At 62.9% G+C, this 15915-nt stretch carries 15 protein-coding genes; 9 read left to right on the forward strand and 6 right to left on the reverse strand.

All coding sequences use genetic code 11. The annotated features are described in order from the left end of the window. Nucleotides 1–219 precede the first annotated feature (219 nt). Together gluQRS and INF35_RS09040 are read right to left on the reverse strand one after the other, a co-directional pair. On the reverse strand, nt 220–1164 hold the full coding sequence (gluQRS, locus tag INF35_RS09035) for a tRNA glutamyl-Q(34) synthetase GluQRS (RefSeq protein ID WP_193501651.1): 945 nt from the start codon (nt 1162–1164) through the stop codon (nt 220–222). Further along, nucleotides 1161–2492 carry a M18 family aminopeptidase gene (locus tag INF35_RS09040; protein WP_193501653.1) on the reverse strand — a complete coding sequence of 444 codons (1332 nt, stop codon included), beginning with the start codon at nt 2490–2492 and terminating at the stop codon, nt 1161–1163. The genes gluQRS and INF35_RS09040 overlap by 4 nt, the downstream gene beginning before the upstream one ends. A gap of 368 nt (nt 2493–2860) precedes the next feature. Between INF35_RS09040 and INF35_RS14065 the strand changes: the two genes are divergently transcribed. Both INF35_RS14065 and INF35_RS09050 read left to right on the forward strand, forming a co-directional pair. Next, nucleotides 2861–3274, forward strand: coding sequence for a winged helix-turn-helix transcriptional regulator (locus INF35_RS14065; protein ID WP_328740647.1), 414 nt, complete (start codon nt 2861–2863; stop codon nt 3272–3274). A 102-nt stretch (nt 3275–3376) separates the two neighbouring features. Continuing rightward, a complete protein-coding gene (locus tag INF35_RS09050; RefSeq protein WP_193501655.1) occupies nt 3377–3970 on the forward strand; it encodes a hypothetical protein in 594 nt (197 codons plus the stop codon). Nucleotides 3971–4060: 90 nt separating this feature from the next. Here INF35_RS09050 and INF35_RS09055 read toward each other — a convergent pair whose 3' ends face one another. The 3 genes from INF35_RS09055 to INF35_RS09065 are packed head-to-tail and all read right to left on the reverse strand — an operon-like array spanning nt 4061 to nt 6932. After that, nucleotides 4061–5203 (reverse strand): PTS transporter subunit EIIC, encoded by a 1143-nt coding sequence (locus tag INF35_RS09055; RefSeq protein WP_193501657.1) that lies wholly within the window; start codon nt 5201–5203, stop codon nt 4061–4063. After that, nucleotides 5158–5463: a PTS glucose/sucrose transporter subunit IIB gene (locus INF35_RS09060; RefSeq protein WP_193501659.1), complete on the reverse strand. Its 306-nt coding sequence runs from the start codon at nt 5461–5463 to the stop codon at nt 5158–5160. The genes INF35_RS09055 and INF35_RS09060 overlap by 46 nt, the downstream gene beginning before the upstream one ends. A 35-nt stretch (nt 5464–5498) precedes the next feature. Next, nucleotides 5499–6932 carry a 6-phospho-beta-glucosidase gene (locus tag INF35_RS09065; protein WP_193501661.1) on the reverse strand — a complete coding sequence of 478 codons (1434 nt, stop codon included), beginning with the start codon at nt 6930–6932 and terminating at the stop codon, nt 5499–5501. Between the two features lie 358 nt (nt 6933–7290). Between INF35_RS09065 and INF35_RS09070 the strand changes: the two genes are divergently transcribed. The 7 genes from INF35_RS09070 (at nt 7291) to INF35_RS09100 (ending at nt 14352) form a co-directional block, all read left to right on the forward strand. Then, nucleotides 7291–8148 carry a MurR/RpiR family transcriptional regulator gene (locus INF35_RS09070; RefSeq protein WP_193501663.1) on the forward strand — a complete coding sequence of 286 codons (858 nt, stop codon included), beginning with the start codon at nt 7291–7293 and terminating at the stop codon, nt 8146–8148. A gap of 139 nt (nt 8149–8287) precedes the next feature. Then, nucleotides 8288–8758 (forward strand): HAD domain-containing protein, encoded by a 471-nt coding sequence (locus INF35_RS09075; RefSeq protein ID WP_193501665.1) that lies wholly within the window; start codon nt 8288–8290, stop codon nt 8756–8758. Between the two features lie 32 nt (nt 8759–8790). Continuing rightward, nucleotides 8791–9621 carry a TrmH family RNA methyltransferase gene (locus INF35_RS09080; protein WP_193501667.1) on the forward strand — a complete coding sequence of 277 codons (831 nt, stop codon included), beginning with the start codon at nt 8791–8793 and terminating at the stop codon, nt 9619–9621. Nucleotides 9622–9640: 19 nt separating this feature from the next. Continuing rightward, nucleotides 9641–10522: a MurR/RpiR family transcriptional regulator gene (locus tag INF35_RS09085; RefSeq protein WP_193501669.1), complete on the forward strand. Its 882-nt coding sequence runs from the start codon at nt 9641–9643 to the stop codon at nt 10520–10522. A 340-nt stretch (nt 10523–10862) separates the two neighbouring features. After that, on the forward strand, nt 10863–12251 hold the full coding sequence (locus INF35_RS09090) for a PTS transporter subunit EIIC (RefSeq protein WP_193501671.1): 1389 nt from the start codon (nt 10863–10865) through the stop codon (nt 12249–12251). Between the two features lie 26 nt (nt 12252–12277). Next, entirely contained in the window at nt 12278–13678 is a 1401-nt protein-coding gene (locus INF35_RS09095) for a glycoside hydrolase family 1 protein (RefSeq protein ID WP_193501673.1), read from the forward strand. Nucleotides 13679–13701: 23 nt separating this feature from the next. Then, the gene (locus tag INF35_RS09100) at nt 13702–14352 is read left to right on the forward strand and encodes a hypothetical protein (protein ID WP_193501675.1); all 651 of its coding nucleotides are present in this window, start codon (nt 13702–13704) and stop codon (nt 14350–14352) included. 86 nt (nt 14353–14438) lie between these two features. Here INF35_RS09100 and INF35_RS09105 read toward each other — a convergent pair whose 3' ends face one another. Continuing rightward, nucleotides 14439–15839, reverse strand: a complete 1401-nt coding sequence (locus tag INF35_RS09105) for an MATE family efflux transporter (RefSeq protein WP_235983169.1) — start codon at nt 15837–15839, stop codon at nt 14439–14441. Nucleotides 15840–15915: the final 76 nt, after the last annotated feature.

Genomic DNA, 15915 nt, shown 5'->3' on the forward strand with positions numbered 1-15915 from the left:
CCCAACCTTCCGTCATAGGGAAAACCTGCCCAAAAGGAAAACCCTCTTGCCGATTTTCCCCACCTCTCCGCCCGTTTCTCGTTGAATCCGCCCTCCGCCTCCCTTGTTTTCCACAAATCTGTTGAAAACTTTCTGCCCTTCCCAAAAATCCGGGCAGTGTTGAAGGCAGCAGGGGAGAATGCGGTATTTGGCAGCGGTGTTGGCGGGCTGCTTCTCTGATTAAAACAGCCCTTCCGGCAGAAGAATGTCGGTTTTGGGCACTTTCTCCCAGGCAAAGCCGTCGATGAGGTCGGCGGGGGTGCGGGGCGCGGGGGTGTCGGTCAGGCCGCAGGCATAGGCCAGGCGGCCCACCACCTCCTCGGGGGTGTAGCGGTCCCGGAGATGTTCCAGGCTCTGGTCCCCGTCCCGCTTGGACAGCCGCCGGCCGTCGGGGGCCAGCAGCAGGGGCAGGTGGTAAAATTCCGGGGCTTTCAGGTCCAGCACCTCATACAGCCACAGCTGCCGCGGCGTGCTGGACAAAAGGTCCGCCCCCCGCACCACCTCGGTCACCCCCATGAGGGCGTCGTCCACCACCACCGCCAGCTGATAGGCAAAGCCGCCGTCCGCCCGCCGCACAATGAAGTCCCCGCAGTCGGCGGCCAGATTTTCCGCATATCGGCCCAGGTGGCCGTCGGTAAAGGAGACCACCCGGTCGGGCACCTGTACCCGCCAGGCCGGGGGACGGATGGCACTTTTGGCGGCGATCTCCTCCGGCGTCAGGCTGCGGCAGGTGCCGGGATAGACCACCTGACCGTCGCTGCGGTGGGGGGCGCTGGCCGCGTGGAGCTGGCTTCGGGTGCAGAAGCAGGGATAGGTCAGTCCCAGGGCTTCCAGTTTATCATAGTATTGCTGGTAGAGGGCGGACCGCTCGCTCTGGTAGTAGGGGGCGTGGGGGCCGCCCCTGCTGCCGCCTTCGTCGGCGGAAAGCCCCAGCCAGGCCAGGTCCTCCTCCAGCAGGTCGGCGAAGCTGCGGGGGCAGCGCATGGCGTCCAGGTCCTCCACCCGCAGCACCACTTTGCCCCCTTTGCTCTTGGCGGACAGCCAGGCCAGCAGGCAGCAGCACAGGTTGCCCAGATGCATCCGCCCGCTGGGGCTGGGGGCATACCGCCCCACCACGGTACTCATTCGGTGCGGGCCGTCTGCTCCAGGGTGCAGCGGCCGTCGCCCAGGGTGCGGATGTGAGCCCGGTAGAAGGCTCCCACCGCCTTGCGCATGGCGTCGGCGTCGGCACAGGCTGCCGTCTCCACCGCCGAGTGCATGGCCAGCTGGGGCAGGCCGATGTCCACCGTGGGCACCGGTACCGTGTTGGCCTGCAGGTTGCCCAGGGTGCTGCCCCCGGGCACGTCCGCCCGGTTGGCAAAGCGCTGGACGGGCACCCCCGCCATGCGGCAGATCTCCCCGAACACCGCCCCCGAGTAGGCGGTGGTGGAGTATTTCTGAGTGGCGTTATACTTGACCACTACGCCGCCGCCCAGACGCACCGGGCTGGCGGGGTCGGATTTCTCGGGGAAGTTGGGATGGGTGGCGTGGGCGTTGTCCGCCGACAGGCAGAAGCTGTTGGCCAGCGCCCGGGCCATGCCCTGACCGCTGTGGGGGATGGCATCCAGAATGCGGTCGAACAGATCCCGCACAAAGCTGCTCTGGGCACCCTGACGGGTGGAGCTGCCCACCTCCTCGTTGTCCAGCATGGCCCACACGGGAGCGCAGGCGCTGTCACAGTCGGCGTCGGCATCCAGAAAGCCCATCAGGGTGGCGGCGGCGCAGCCCAGGTCGTCGATGCGGGGGGAGAGATAGTATTCCCCGTCGGGCCCGGTGCGCACCGGCTCCTGCAGGGTGGTGAGCAGCAGCTCGCTGTCCACCATGTCCTCCTCGGGCAGGCCCAGGGCCTCGGCCACCAGCGTCCGGATGGGCTTGCAGCCCTCGGGGCCGTAGAGGGGCTGCATATCCACCTGGGCGTTGTAGGTATGGCCGGAGTTGCAGCTGCGGTCAAAGTGGATGCACAGGGAGGGGATCACCGCCACGGGACGGTGAATGTCCACCAGGCGGGTGTCCAGGCCGTCCTCGGTGCGCACCAGCACCCGGCCCGCCACGCCCAGAGGCCGGTCCAGCCAGGTGGGCATGATCATGCCGCCGTAGCCTTCCACCGGCAGGCGCTCGCACCCGGCCGCGGTGGACTTGGCGGGCTTCAGTCGCCAGCCCGGGTTGTCCGAGTGGGAGATGGTCATCCGCCATCCCCCAATGGCATGCTCCGGCACCCGCCAGGCCACGATGGACGACCCGTTGCGGGTGACATAATACCGGCCGCCGGGGGCCAGGTTCCAGTAGTCGGATTCTTCCAGTCTGGTATAGCCGGCTTCTTCCAGCCAGCGGGCGGCCTGGGCCACCGCGTGCCAGGGGGTCACGCCTGCCCGCAGAAAGTCAAACAGGCGGTCAAGGGTCTGTGCAGGTTCCATGATAAGGGAAAACCTTCTTTCTCCAATATAAGTATGACCGGGCGGGGGCAGGGGGCTTGGCCCGGCGGCTGTCCGGGACGCCCGGGAAATTTTGATAGTTTCTATTGTACCCGAATCCGCAGGCGGGGGCAACCGTGTCCCGGCGGGGCAAAACCGGCAGCCGGAACGCAAAACAGCGATGCCACGGCGAAAGCGGGGAACAGGGGAGATACCGGGTCCCCTATGAAAAATTTGGGACGGCTTTTTTTGGCAAAGCTGCCGCCCGGGGGCTTGCATCCTTGGTGTGAATTTACTATATTGGATGCAGGTCATTTTGACAAGTACGCACTTTTTGGATACCGCTCTCCGGCGGGGAAGGGAGACTAGCCATGAGACCGAATCCCGATTGTGACTGCCGCTATGCCGACGTGGGCTGCGACAAGATGGAGTGGGTGATGGACAAGATCAGCGGCAAGTGGAAGATGCGCATTCTGTTTATGGTGGGGGCCCACGGCACCCTGCGCTACGGCGAGCTGCGGCGGCTGCTGGGGGACATCACCCACAAGATGCTCAGCGCCCAGCTCAAGGAACTGGCCGCCGACGGCCTCATCGCCCGCCACGACTACGCCGAGGTGCCGCCCCGGGTGGACTACTCCCTCACCGAGCACGGGGAGGCATTGATGCCGGTGTTCGACGCCATCCAGAACTACATCCGCCGCTATGGCTGCGCCTGTCCCGAACCCTGTGAGGACTGCCCGGACTGCGGGGATTGCGAGGCAAGCGGGGATGACACCGAATTGTAACCGGCGCCCCATGTATGGCAGGCACCGGGGCGGGTGAATACTATAAGGGAAACCACACCTGCACCGGCCACCCGGCGCAGCATACAGAAAGGAAGAAGCAAGATGGCTATGAAAAAACTGGCGGCCTTCACGGCGGCGGCCGCTCTGTGTCTGGGGATGCTGACGGCCTGCAGCATGGACGGGTCCTCCTCCATGATGCCGTCCCCCACCCCCATGTCCCAGGCCACCACCGAGGAGGCCCACACCCCTGAGACGGCGCCCTCCACGGCGGAACCCTCGGCAGCACCGGAGGCCACTCCCGAGGTGGATATGGGTTACACGGCGGCGGGTCTGACCCGGGTGCTGGACGGCTTTGTCTCCTACGAGTCGGGCACGGCAGGGGGAAGCTTAAAGGCGGCCATTGCGGCGGCGGATGTGGTGCGCTACACCGCCCAGTACGGCAAGGGCCATGACGCCGAGATCCGCGCCGACGCCGAGAACTGGAAGAATGGTCTGGACGCCGACAAGAAGGCTCTTCTGGACGAAAACTGGCCGGACATCTGCTACACGGCCAAGAGCATTACCGAAGACCCCGAAAAAACCAGGGAAATGCTGGCAGATGCCGGTGTGACGGAGGACTTCTCGGGGGTGGATCTGGAGACGGCCTCTGCCTGTGTGGACATTCTGGATGAGGTGTTCGGCGGCGGCAAAGAATAAGGCAAACCGGCGGCAAAAGACAGAAAAACGGGGCTCCCCGGAAGGGAGCCCCGCTTTCTGTGTAAGCGCGAGATGCGGAGATGGTAAGGATCAGTTGCCTTCGGTCTCGGAGGGGTCCAGCTTGCCCCGCTTCTCCCAGACAGAGTAGAGGATGAAGCAGACCACGAAGGAGACGACCATGGCGATGACGGTGCCGATGCAGGCATTGAAGAAGTTGGTCATGCTGTCGCCGCCGATGTAAGCGGGCAGGACCAGCAGTCCGGGGGAGCCGGAAGCGTAGCGGCCGACACCAGTGATGCCCAGGTAGAGGCCGCCCACGCCGCCGCCCACCATGGCAGCGATGAGGGGATAGATGAACTTCAGGTTGACGCCGTACAGCACCGGCTCGGTGATGCCCAGCACGCCGGTCAGACCGGCGGAGGCGGCCAGCTGCTTGGTATCCTTGTTGCGGGAGCGGATGGCCACAGCCAGACCGGCGGCGCCCTGGGCCACGTTGGAGGTCAGCATGCCGGGGCCGACCACAGTGTCAAAGCCGGCAGTGGCCAGGTTGTTGGTGCCGATGGGGATGAGACCGTAGTGGGTGCCGGTCATGACCAGCAGCGGGTTGAAGATGCCGACGAGAGTCGGGACCAGCCAGCCGGCGGTAGCGGTCAGCCAGGTGAAGAAGGCGGCGATGAGGTCGCCGATCCAGGTGCCGATGGGGCCCAGGACGATGACGGTGACGGTGCCGGCCACCAGAATGCTGGCCAGAGGCACCGAGAAGAACTTGATGGCCTGGGGGGAGATCTTCTGGACAAAGTGCTCCACAATGGACATGAACCAGACGCCCAGCAGAATGGGCACCACGGAGGAGCTGTAGCTGGCCTGGGTCACGGGCAGGCCGAAGAGATGGACGGCTTCCTCACCGCTCATCAAAGTGATGAAGGCGGGGTAGACCAGAATGCCGCCCAGAGCCATGGCCACATACTGGTTGCACTTGAAGCTCTTTGCCGCGGAGGCGCCCAGCAGGATGGGCAGGAAGTAGAAGGCGGAGTCCGCAAAGGCGTTGAGGATGGTGTAAGTCTGGGTGGAGTTGTCCAGCCAGCCCAGGGTGACGAACAGGGCCATGAAGGCCTTGAGCAGACCGGCGCCGGTGATGGCGGGAATGATGGGCTGGAAGATGCCCGCGATGGCCGCCAGCACCTTGCTCAGGGGAGAGCGGTTGTCCTCCTTGGCAGCCTTGGGGTCCTCCACAGGGGCGGCGGATTCAAAGCCGCACAGGGCGATGACTTCCTGATAGACGGCGGGAACGTCGGTCCGATGACCACCTGGTACTGGCCGCCCGCATTGATCACGGCCATGACGCCCTTGGTCTTTTTCAGCACGTCGGTCTGGGCCTTGCTCTCATCCTTGAGGGTAAAGCGCAGTCGGGTGGCGCAGTGGACCACCTTGTCCACGTTTTCCTTGCCGCCCACGTTGGCAAGGATGGTGGATGCCAGTTGTTTGAAATCCATAGAAATCCTCCTTTTTATCCAAATCGGCGGGCAGGTCAGGCCAGATCCTCGCCGTTGGTTTCAATGACCTTTTTGTACCAGTAGTAGCTGTCCTTTTTGCTGCGGGCCAGGGTACCGGTACCGTCGTTGTGCTTGTCCACATAGATCATGCCGTAGCGCTTTTTCATCTCGCCGGTGGAGGCGCTCACCAGGTCGATGCAGCCCCAGCAGGTGTAGCCCATGAGGGGGATGCCGTCCAGATTCACCGCCTCCAGCATGGCCTTGATGTGCTGGCGCATGTAGTCGATGCGGTAGGGGTCGTGGATGGAGCCGTCCGCCTCCACCGTATCCTGAGCCCCCAGGCCGTTCTCCACAATGAACAACGGCTTGCCGTAGCGGTCGTAGAGGGTGTTCAGGGTCAGGCGCAGGCCCTGGGGGTCAATCTGCCAGCCCCACTCGCTGGACTTGAGGTAGGGGTTGACCACCGCCTTGACCACCGCGTTGCCCCGGGCCTTGTTTTTCAGCACCTCGGGGTCAGCGGAGATGCACCGGCTGGAATAGTAGCTGAAGCTGACAAAGTCCACCGTGCCCCTGGCCAGAATTTCCTCGTCCCCGGGCCGGGTATCCAGCACCACGCCGGCCTGCTCCATCCGCTTTTTGGCCCACACGGGGTAGGCGCCCCGGACCTGCACGTCGATGAAGAAGTAGTTGTCCCGGTCGCACTCCATGGCCTTGTAGACATCGGCGGGGTCGCAGGTATAGGGGTAATACTGACCAGCGGCCAGCATGCAGCCAACCATGCAGCCGGGCATGAGCTCATGGGCCAGCTGCACCGCCTTTGCGCTGGCGATGAGCTCGTGATGGGCGGCCTGATACTGGACCTGGCGGACGTTTTCTCCTTCCTCAAAGACCAGGCCCGCCCCCATGAAGGGCATGTGCAAGAGCATGTTGATCTCGTTGAAGGTCAGCCAGTACTTGACCAGATCGCCGTAGTTCTCAAACAGCACCCGGCAGTATTTCAGGAAGGCGTCGATCATGCGCCGGTCCTTCCAGCCGCCGTACTTTTTGATGAGGGCGATGGGGGTGTCGAAGTGGCAGATGGTCACCAGCGGCTCGATGCCGTACTTGTGACACTCCTCAAACAGGCTGCGGTAGAAGGCGACGCCCGCCGCGTTGGGGGTGTCGTCGTCGCCATTGGGGAGGATGCGGGTCCAGGCGATGGACAGGCGATAGCACTTGAAGCCCATGCCCGCCATCAGTGCGATGTCCTCCTTGTAATGGTGGTACATGTCGATGGCCTGGTGGGCGGGGTAGGTGTGGGCGTCGTCGCACGCCAGCATCTTCATCTCGCCCCGGGCGACCTTCATGCGGTCGGGCCCGAAAGGCACCACGTCCACACTGGACAGGCCCCGGCCGTCCACGTTGTAGGCACCCTCGCACTGGTTGGCGGCGGTGGCGCCGCCCCACAAAAATCCATCCGGCATTCTCATGGTGGTCCCTCACTTTCGGTAGTTGGTCATGCTGCGTCAAATCCTGCACAACATGCAGTGGTTACAGAATAAAATACAAGCAGGGAAAAGAAAAGGACTTTGCCCCAAACAGAAACCGATATTTCAGAAAATGCCGAAACGGCCGGTTTGTCTGAAACATAACAGTCAGTCGTCCAAAAATAAAGACGGCCTTTTGTGCGGGTTGCACAAAGCAGATGCCCCGGTTTGACGAGCTCTCGGCAGGGGGGATATAATACAGAAAATACAGTCCGGGCCGGACCGCACGGGAAATTGCCGGGGAAAAAGACGGCCGGATTGTGATTTTTTATATTTTCAACGGGGAAGGAAACAACAAACCATGGATCTGAACTGCCGCATGCAGCGTCACACCGGCCTGACCCAGACCGAGCGCCATTTGCGGGATTACATTCTCAGCTATCCCGACAAGGTCGCGCAAATGAACGTGCGGGAGCTGGCGCAGGCCAGCTTTACCAGCCCGTCGGCGGTGATCCGCTTTTGTCAGAAGTTCGGCTACAGGGGACTCAAGGATTTCAAGGCAGACCTGTTTCGCACGTCCGGGCCGCAGCCGGAGGGCGAACTGCCCGACTGCAACTATCCCTTTGCCGCCGATACCCCCTTTGACCAGGTGACCGATGCGGTGCTTATGATCGAGCAGGAAAGCCTGCGCCGGCTGCGCATCTCTCTGGACGGGCAGGAGGTGAAGCGGGCGGTGGCGCTGTTGCTGGGGGCGGACTGCGTGGATCTGTGTGCCCTGGGCACCAGCGGCCACATGAGCGCGGATTTCGCTTTCCGCATGATGAAGTTCGGGCACCGGGTCAATCTCATCTCCGACCGCATGGAACTGAGCTATTCCGCCCTGCAGATGGACCGCCGCCATTGCCTGCTCATCGTCTCCTACTCCGGCTCCAATGAGCAGCTGCGCATCTCTCTGCGGGCGGCCAAGGAGCATGGGGCGCCGGTGATCGCGGTGAGCGCCCGGCCCGAAAGCTTTGCAGGCATGCAGGCAGACTGTGTGCTGGCCCTGCCGCCCCTGGAATCCAACGACGACAAGATCTCCACCTTTGCCTCCGCCGTGGCGGAAAAGGCGGTGCTGGATGTACTGTTTGCCCATATTTTCCAGCAGGATTATGACCGGAATGCGGCCTTTGTCCACGCCGATGCCCGCCGCCTGGAACAGGTCCGCCTGAAACCCTGAATGCCTTTCCACACAGACCGCCAGCCCGCGTGCCGCCTTTTGCAAAAGACGGCCGCGGGCTTTTGGTTTGCCTGCTTGCACCCCGGCGTCCGTCCCGCTTATAATAGAGGGCAGAACCGGGCGGGGGAGGCGGGGCGCCGTGAAGGTGATCTTTCTGGACGTGGACGGCGTTCTCTGCACGCCGCTGAGCGTGGCCCTCAGCAATCTGCTGCGCCTGCCCATGGACCGCCAGCTGTTTGACCCGGCGGCCCTTTTCTGGCTGCGGCGGCTGGTGAAAACGACCGGGGCGGCGGTGGTGCTGTCCTCCTCCTGGCGGGAGGAACTGTACCGGGACGAGCCGGTCTGCCGGGCGGTCATTGACAACCTGTACCGCGCCCTGGCCCGGAATCATACCCCCATCACCGATGTTACGCCCCTTTTGGAGCAGGGCGGCAAGGGGGCGGAGATCGCCGCCTGGCTGCAAGCCCATCCCTGCCGGGGCTACGCCGTGCTGGATGACCGGGACTGCTTTGGGTCGGCCCCGGCGGTGGGGGAGCACTGGATACAGGTCCCGCCGGAGCGGGGACTGCGATACAGAGAATATCTTGCCGCGCGGCAGCTGCTGCGCTGAACTTGTTGTGAGAGGGAGGGGGAACATACCCTATGCCGCAGATCATGGAACTGACCGATTTTTCCGCCCCTGAGCTGGACGTTTATGCCCGGCTCACCGACACCCGGCTGCGCAGCCGGGCGGAACCGGAGAAGGGCATTTTCATTGCCGAAAGCCCCAAGGTCATCACCACGGCGCTGAATGCGGGGTATGAGCCCATCTCCTTTCTCATGGAGCACCGCCATATAGAGGGGGACGCCGCACCCCTGCTGGCCCGCTGCCCGGATGTGACGGTCTACACCGGCAGCCGGGACCTGCTGCGCCAGCTCACCGGCTTTGCCCTGACCCGCGGTGTGCTGTGCGCCATGCGCCGCGCCGCCCTGCCCAGCGTGGAGACCGTCTGCGCCGGGGCCAGGCGCATCGCCGTGCTGGAGGGGGTGGTGGACTCCACCAATGTGGGGGCCATCTTCCGGTCTGCCGCGGCCCTGGGCATGGACGGGGTGCTGCTCACCCCCACCTGCTGCGACCCTCTCTGCCGCCGGGCCATCCGGGTGAGCATGGGCACCGTCTTTCAGATGCCCTGGACCTACATCGGGGACGCACCCTCCCAGTGGCCCCGCCCCGGCCTGGACCGGCTGAAGGCCATGGGCTTTGCCACGGCGGCCATGGCCCTGACCGATGACTCGGTGAGCCTGCGGGACCCGGCTTTGGCGGCGGAGGAAAAGCTGGCCATCGTTCTGGGCACCGAGGGTGACGGCCTGGCCCCCCGTACCGTGGCGGGGTGTGACTACACCGTGCGCATCCCCATGGCCCACGGAGTGGATTCCCTCAACGTGGCGGCGGCCGGGGCGGTGGCCTTCTGGCAGCTGGCCGCGCCCCAGTAAGCACAGGAGGCGGAACACCATGCTGATCCGGGAACAGCTCAAACAGCAGGCGGGTTTCTCCGACGTGGAGCGCAGCATCGCCGATTTCATTCTGGCCCGGGGGGCTGGGCTCAAACAGCTCAGCGCCCGGCAGATCGCGGCGGAGGCCTACGTCTCCCCCTCGTCGGTGGTGCGCCTGTGCCAGAAACTGGGCTACGACGGCTACCATGCCTTTCAGGATGCCTGGCTGGCGGAACAGGAATATCTGTCCAGCCGGTTCCAGGATCTGGACGCCAACCATCCCTTTGACCCCGGCGACCCTATCACCGTCATTGCCCGCAAACTGGGCGCCCTGTACCGGGAGACCATCGACGACACCCTGGCCCTGCTGGACCCCGACGCTCTGGTCAGGGCGGTGGGGTACTGCCGGCGGGCCCGGAACATTTATATCTGTGCGGGCGGCGCCCAGAGCGCCCTGGCCGAGTCCTTTGCCGAAAAAATGGCCAAGATCGGCAAGCCGGTGGTGCTGTCCCAGCGCAACGATCTCATGTATTTCCACGCCTGCAACTGCGACCTGAAGGACTGCTTCATCGTGCTGTCCTACTCAGGGGAGACGCCCCAGACCCTGCGGGTGGCCCGCAAACTGAAACAGCGCCGGGTCAACACCATCGCGGTGACCTCCTACGGCAGCAACACCCTGGCGTCGCTGTTTGACTGCGTGCTCTGTGTCTCCACCCGGGAACGGCTGGTCAGCAATATGGGCAGTTTCAGTGCCCACCTTACCGCCCTGTTCGTGCTGGACGTGCTGTATGCAGGGGTGCTCAGCCAGAACTACGACCAGGTGGCCGACGACCGGGTGAAAAACGTCCGGGATTTTGAGATCTACCGTCACAGCGACAATCCTCTGCTGCGGGAGGAATGACCCCGCGGCAAGTCATATGCAGCAAGGCCGGGCATGCCCCCGCAGCAACGGGGAGGCACGCCCGGCCCTTTTTTGCCCTTTGGCAGATTGCACCATCCCGCCCGGCGAGATTCTGACAGCCTGCCATAGGTTTTGGCAGCGTGTTTCACAAACTCCGCCATTTTTTCTGCAATTGTTGCAACACTGTTGAAACACATCCCGGAAATCTTGCCTTTTCAATGCCCCGGGACTAGACTGAAATCACCAAAACAAATCGATTTGCAGCGAAAAAATCCCGCGACGGCGGGGACGGGTACGGAACGAATGTTCTGAATGATGTGAAACAGAAAAGGAGAAAATCATGGACTATGCCAAGCTGGCCGCCGAGGTCATCCGACTGGTTGGCGGAAAAGAAAACATCACCGATGTGGGTCACTGCGCAACGCGGCTGCGCTTCTGCCTGAAGGATGCGGGCCTGGCCAGGACCGACGAACTGAAAGCCACGGCCGGTGTCATCGGCGTGGTGAACAAGGGCGGACAGTATCAGGTCATCATCGGCAACGAGGTCAACGAAGTTTACGCCGAGGTCACCGCCCAGCTGGGGGTGGCCCCCACCCCCGAGGAAGCCGACTGCGGCGACTGCGGTGACGAACCCGAGGAAAAGAAAGGCCCCGTGGCCAAGGTGCTGGACATCATTGCGGGCAGCTTTTTCCCCATCATCCCCGCTCTGGTTGGCGCCGGTATGGTCAAGGCGCTGCTGTCTTTGCTGGTAGCCTTCCAACTGGTGGATTCCTCCACCGAGACCTACCAGATCATCAACCTCATTGCCGACGCGGGCTACTACTTTATGCCGGTGCTGCTGGCGGTGTCCTCCGCCCGCAAATTCCGCGTCAATGAATATCTGGCCGCCACCCTGGGCTGCATCTTCGTCAGCCCCTCCCTGGCGTCCCTCTTCTCCGCGGCCAGCGAAGCCGGTACCACGGTGCATTTCTTCGGCATCCCGGTCACCCAGGCCACCTACTCCAACTCGGTGGTGCCCATCCTGCTCACCATCTGGCTCATGAGCTATGTGGAGCCCTTCTTCAACCGGGTCATTCCCAAGGCGGTGCGCACCATCTTTGCCCCCATGTTCACCCTGCTTGTTGTTGCTCCCATCGGTCTTATCGTCCTGGGTCCCATCGGCACCTGGGTGGGCGACCTCATCGGCGCCTTTGTCTCTCTGCTCAATAGCTACGCCAGCTGGCTGGTTCCCACCCTGGTGGGCGCGTTCACCCCGCTCATGGTCATGTGCGGCATGCACTACGGCCTGATCCCCGTTGGCATCAATATGCTGGCTACCACCGGCACCGACATCGTCGCCGGCCCCGGCATGTTGGTCTCCAATATCGCCCAGGGTGGTGCATCCCTGGCCGTGGCCGTCCGCGCCAAAAAGGAAAACATCAAGTCCCTGGCCACCTCCTGCGGCATCTCCGCTATCTGCGGCATCACTGAACCTGCCATGTACGGCATCAGCCTGCGCTTCAAGCGGCCTTTGATCGCGGCCATGACCGGCGGTGCGGTGGGCGGATTCTTCATGGGCATCTTCCACGTCTGGCGCTTTGCCCAGGTGGCGCCCAGCATCTTTGCCCTGCCCAGCTACATCGGCCCCGACGGCCTGCGCAACATGTACCTGGCGGCGGTGGGATGCCTGATCTCCTTCGTCATCTCCTTCGCCGTGTCCTATGTTCTGGGCGTGGATGAAAACAAATGAACCTTTGATTGAATAAGGAGGCCGTTATGCCTTTTCCCAAAGATTTCCTCTGGGGCGGCGCCACCGCTGCCAACCAGATCGAGGGCGGCTGCCGCGAGGGCGGCAAAGGCCTGAGCACCGCCGATGTCATGACGGCGGGAGGCAAGGGGGTCAAGCGCCGCAAGACCATCCCTCTGGAGCCGGATACCTACTATCCCAGCCATGTAGCCATCGACCACTACCACCATTATCACGAGGACATTGAGCTCTTTGCGGGCATGGGCTGGAACTGCTACCGCCTGTCCATCAGCTGGCCCCGCATCTTTCCCAATGGGGACGAGGCGCAGCCCAACCCGGAGGGCCTGGCCTTCTACGACGCCCTTATCGACGATGTCATCGCCCACGGCATGCAGCCGCTGGTCACCATCTCCCATTTCGAGACCCCCCTGGCCCTGCAGCAGTACGGCTTCTGGGAGAACCGCAGGCTGGTGGACTTCTATACCCGCTACGCCGAGGTTCTCTTCCGCCATTTCAAGGGCAGGGTCCGGCTGTGGCTGACCTTCAACGAGATCAACTGCATGTCCACCCAGCCCTGGGTCAGTGCGGGCATCGACTCGGAGGACGAGCAGGTCCGCATGACGGCGGCCTACCATCAGTTTTTGGCCAGCGCCAGGGCCGTCCGCCTGGCCCATGCCATCGACCCCGAAAACCGGGTGGGCATGATGTACGCGGGGCATTTCGCCTACCCCAACAGCTGCGACCCCGACGACATCATCGGCACCATGGACTTCATGCATAAAATGATGTTCTACTGCGACGTGCAGTGCCGGGGCTACTACCCCGCCTACAAATTGCGGGAACTGGAGCGCCAGGGCGTCACCCTGCCCGTCCAGCCCGGTGACGACGAGGTCCTGCGCAGCGGCACGGTGGACTTTGTGTCCTACAGCTATTACCTGACCCACGTCACCGGCAAAAAGACCAGGGGCATCCTCAAGGGTCTCAACGGTCTGGACACCGGCTATAAAAACCCCTACATCCCAAAAAGCGACTGGGGATGGGGCATCGACCCTCAGGGACTGCGCTATTCCCTCAATTATCTCTACGACCGGTATCAGCTGCCCGTCATGGTGGTGGAAAACGGCCTGGGAGCCCAGGACACCGTGGAGCCGGACGGCTCCATCCACGACCCCTACCGCATCGACTACCTCCGCGCCCACATTGCCGAGATGAAAAAGGCGGTGGAGCTGGACGGCGTCCCCGTCATGGGCTACACCGCCTGGGGCCCCATCGACCTCATTGCCCTGAGCACCGGCCAGATGAGCAAGCGCTACGGCTTCATCCATGTGGACATGGACGACGACGGCCGCGGCACCCTGAAACGCCGCAAAAAGGACAGCTATTACTGGTACAAAAAGGTCATTGCCACCAACGGCGAGGACCTGGACTGAACCCGGAAAGGAGAACCTTGACCATGTTTGTTTATCTGCCCAGCTGCAATTTTACCGCAACCTGTCCCCAGGCCAGCAAATGGATGAAGGAGTATCTGGCCCAAAAGCCGGACGTGAAGGTGGCGGGCTGCTGCCGCCCCACCCAGAAGACCCTCACCGCCGAGGACACGGTGCTGTCCATCTGCCTGACCTGCTCTGCCATCACCCATGAAGTCTCCCCCCAGGCCGGGGAGGAAAGCCTGTGGGAGTACCTGCTCACCGACGACAGCTTCCCCTGGCCGGACTACCACGGGGAGGAGATGGTCATTCAGGACTGCTGGCGCGCCCGCAACAAGCCCGCCATGCAAAAGGCCGTGCGGGAGTGCATGAAGCGGATGAACATCGTCCCGGTGGAGCTGGAGGAAAACTTTGAAAAGACCCGCTTTGACGGTGTCTGGCTGTACAACCCGGTGGTCCAGAAAAATCTGGACATCGCCCCCGAGTACTTCACCCACATCCGGGACAACGACGTGGAGCTCCTTCCCCCGGAGGAGCAGAAAGCCCGCATGGTGGAGTGGGCCAAGCAGTACGGCGACCGCCGCGTGGTGACCTACTGCACCGCCTGCCTGAAAGGTACCCTCATGGGCGGGGCCAAGGGCGTCCACCTGATGCAGCTCATCACAAAGACCCTGTAACACACAACAAAAACACCCGCCTCTCCGGCATGGCAGCCGAAGGGGCGGGTGTTTTGTATGTTTGCGGAGGGTGACGGGAAGAACGCTCAGACGGCAGTTTTCTCCCGTTCCAGAGCCGAAAGCTCGGGCATGACGGTCAGCCGCATGGTGATGTAGCAGGCCAGGCCGCCGATGACGTTGGAGATGGGTTCGGCCAGAAAGACGCCGTTGACCCCCAGCCCCGCCACATGGGGCAGGATCAGAGTGAGGGGAACCACAATGACGGCTTTGCGCAGCAGGGAAAAGAAGATGGCTATTTTGGCTTTGCCCAGGGACTTGAACACGCTTTGCCCTGCAAACTGGAAGGCCATCATGACAAAACCGAAAAAGTAAATGTGCAGCGAGGGCACCGCCGCCGCTACCAGCGCAGGGTCCTGGTTGAAGATGCGGATGAACAGGGTGGGAAAGGCGGAGATGAGCCCCCAGATGAGCAGGGTGTAGCCGAAGCCCAGCTGGGTCATGAAGCGGATGGCCTGCCGCACCCGGGAAATGCTGCGGGCGCCGTAGTTGTAGCTGATGACGGGGGACGCACCGTCGGTGAGGGCCATGACGGGGGTCTGAGCGATCTGCCGCACCGAGTTGATGACCGTCATGACGCTGACGTAGATGTCGCCGCCGAAGGACTGCAAAGTGGCGTTGCAGGCCACCTGGACCAGGCTGTCGGTGAAGGACATGACAAAGCTGGAGGTGCCCAGGGCCGCAATGCGGCCGATGCAGGCAAAGTCGGGGCGAAAGCCCTTCCACTCCAGCTTCAGTTCCGCCTTTGGCCCGGTGAGGAAGCGCACCACCCATACTGCCGAGAGAAACTGGGAGAACACCGTGGCGACAGCGGCCCCCCGCACGCCCATGCCCAGCAAAAAGATGAACACCGGGTCCAGCACAATATTGACGGCAGCCCCCAGCAGCACGGTGAGCATGCCGGTTTTGGCAAAGCCCTGGCTGTTGATGTAGGGGTTCAGGCCCAGGGAAGTCATGACAAAGACGGTGCCCAGCAGATAGATCATGAGGTAGGCGGAGGCGTAGGGATAGGTCTCGTCGCTGGCGCCCAGCAGGTAGAGGATGGGCCGGTGAAAGGCCATGCCCAGCACCGTCAGCCCCACGCCGCACACCAGCAGCATAAAGTAGGCGTTTGCCATGATCCTGCGGGCTTTGGCAAAGTCTTTCTGTCCCCGGGCGATGGAGCACAGCGGCGAGCCGCCCACTCCGAACAGGTTGGCAAAGGCCGTCACCAGCGTCACAATGGGAAAGCAGACCCCCAGCCCTGCCAGAGCCAGAGCGCCCTCCCCGGGCAGCTTGCCGATGTAGATGCGGTCGACGATGTTGTACAAAAGATTCAGCACCTGGGCCACCAGCATGGGGGCGGCCACGGCCAGAATATTCTGCCGGACGCTGCCGGTGGAAAAATCCACCTGGCCGGAATGACTGGCCGGGGCATGGTTTGACTGCATGTTGCGGGGCATCTCCTTACATTTGCAAAGTAAAAGGACAATCTGTCTTTTTTATCATAGCACATCCCGGGGCATG

It is taken from the genome of Gemmiger gallinarum (assembly GCF_014982805.1).
Taxonomy (GTDB): Bacteria; Bacillota; Clostridia; order Oscillospirales; family Ruminococcaceae; genus Gemmiger; species Gemmiger gallinarum.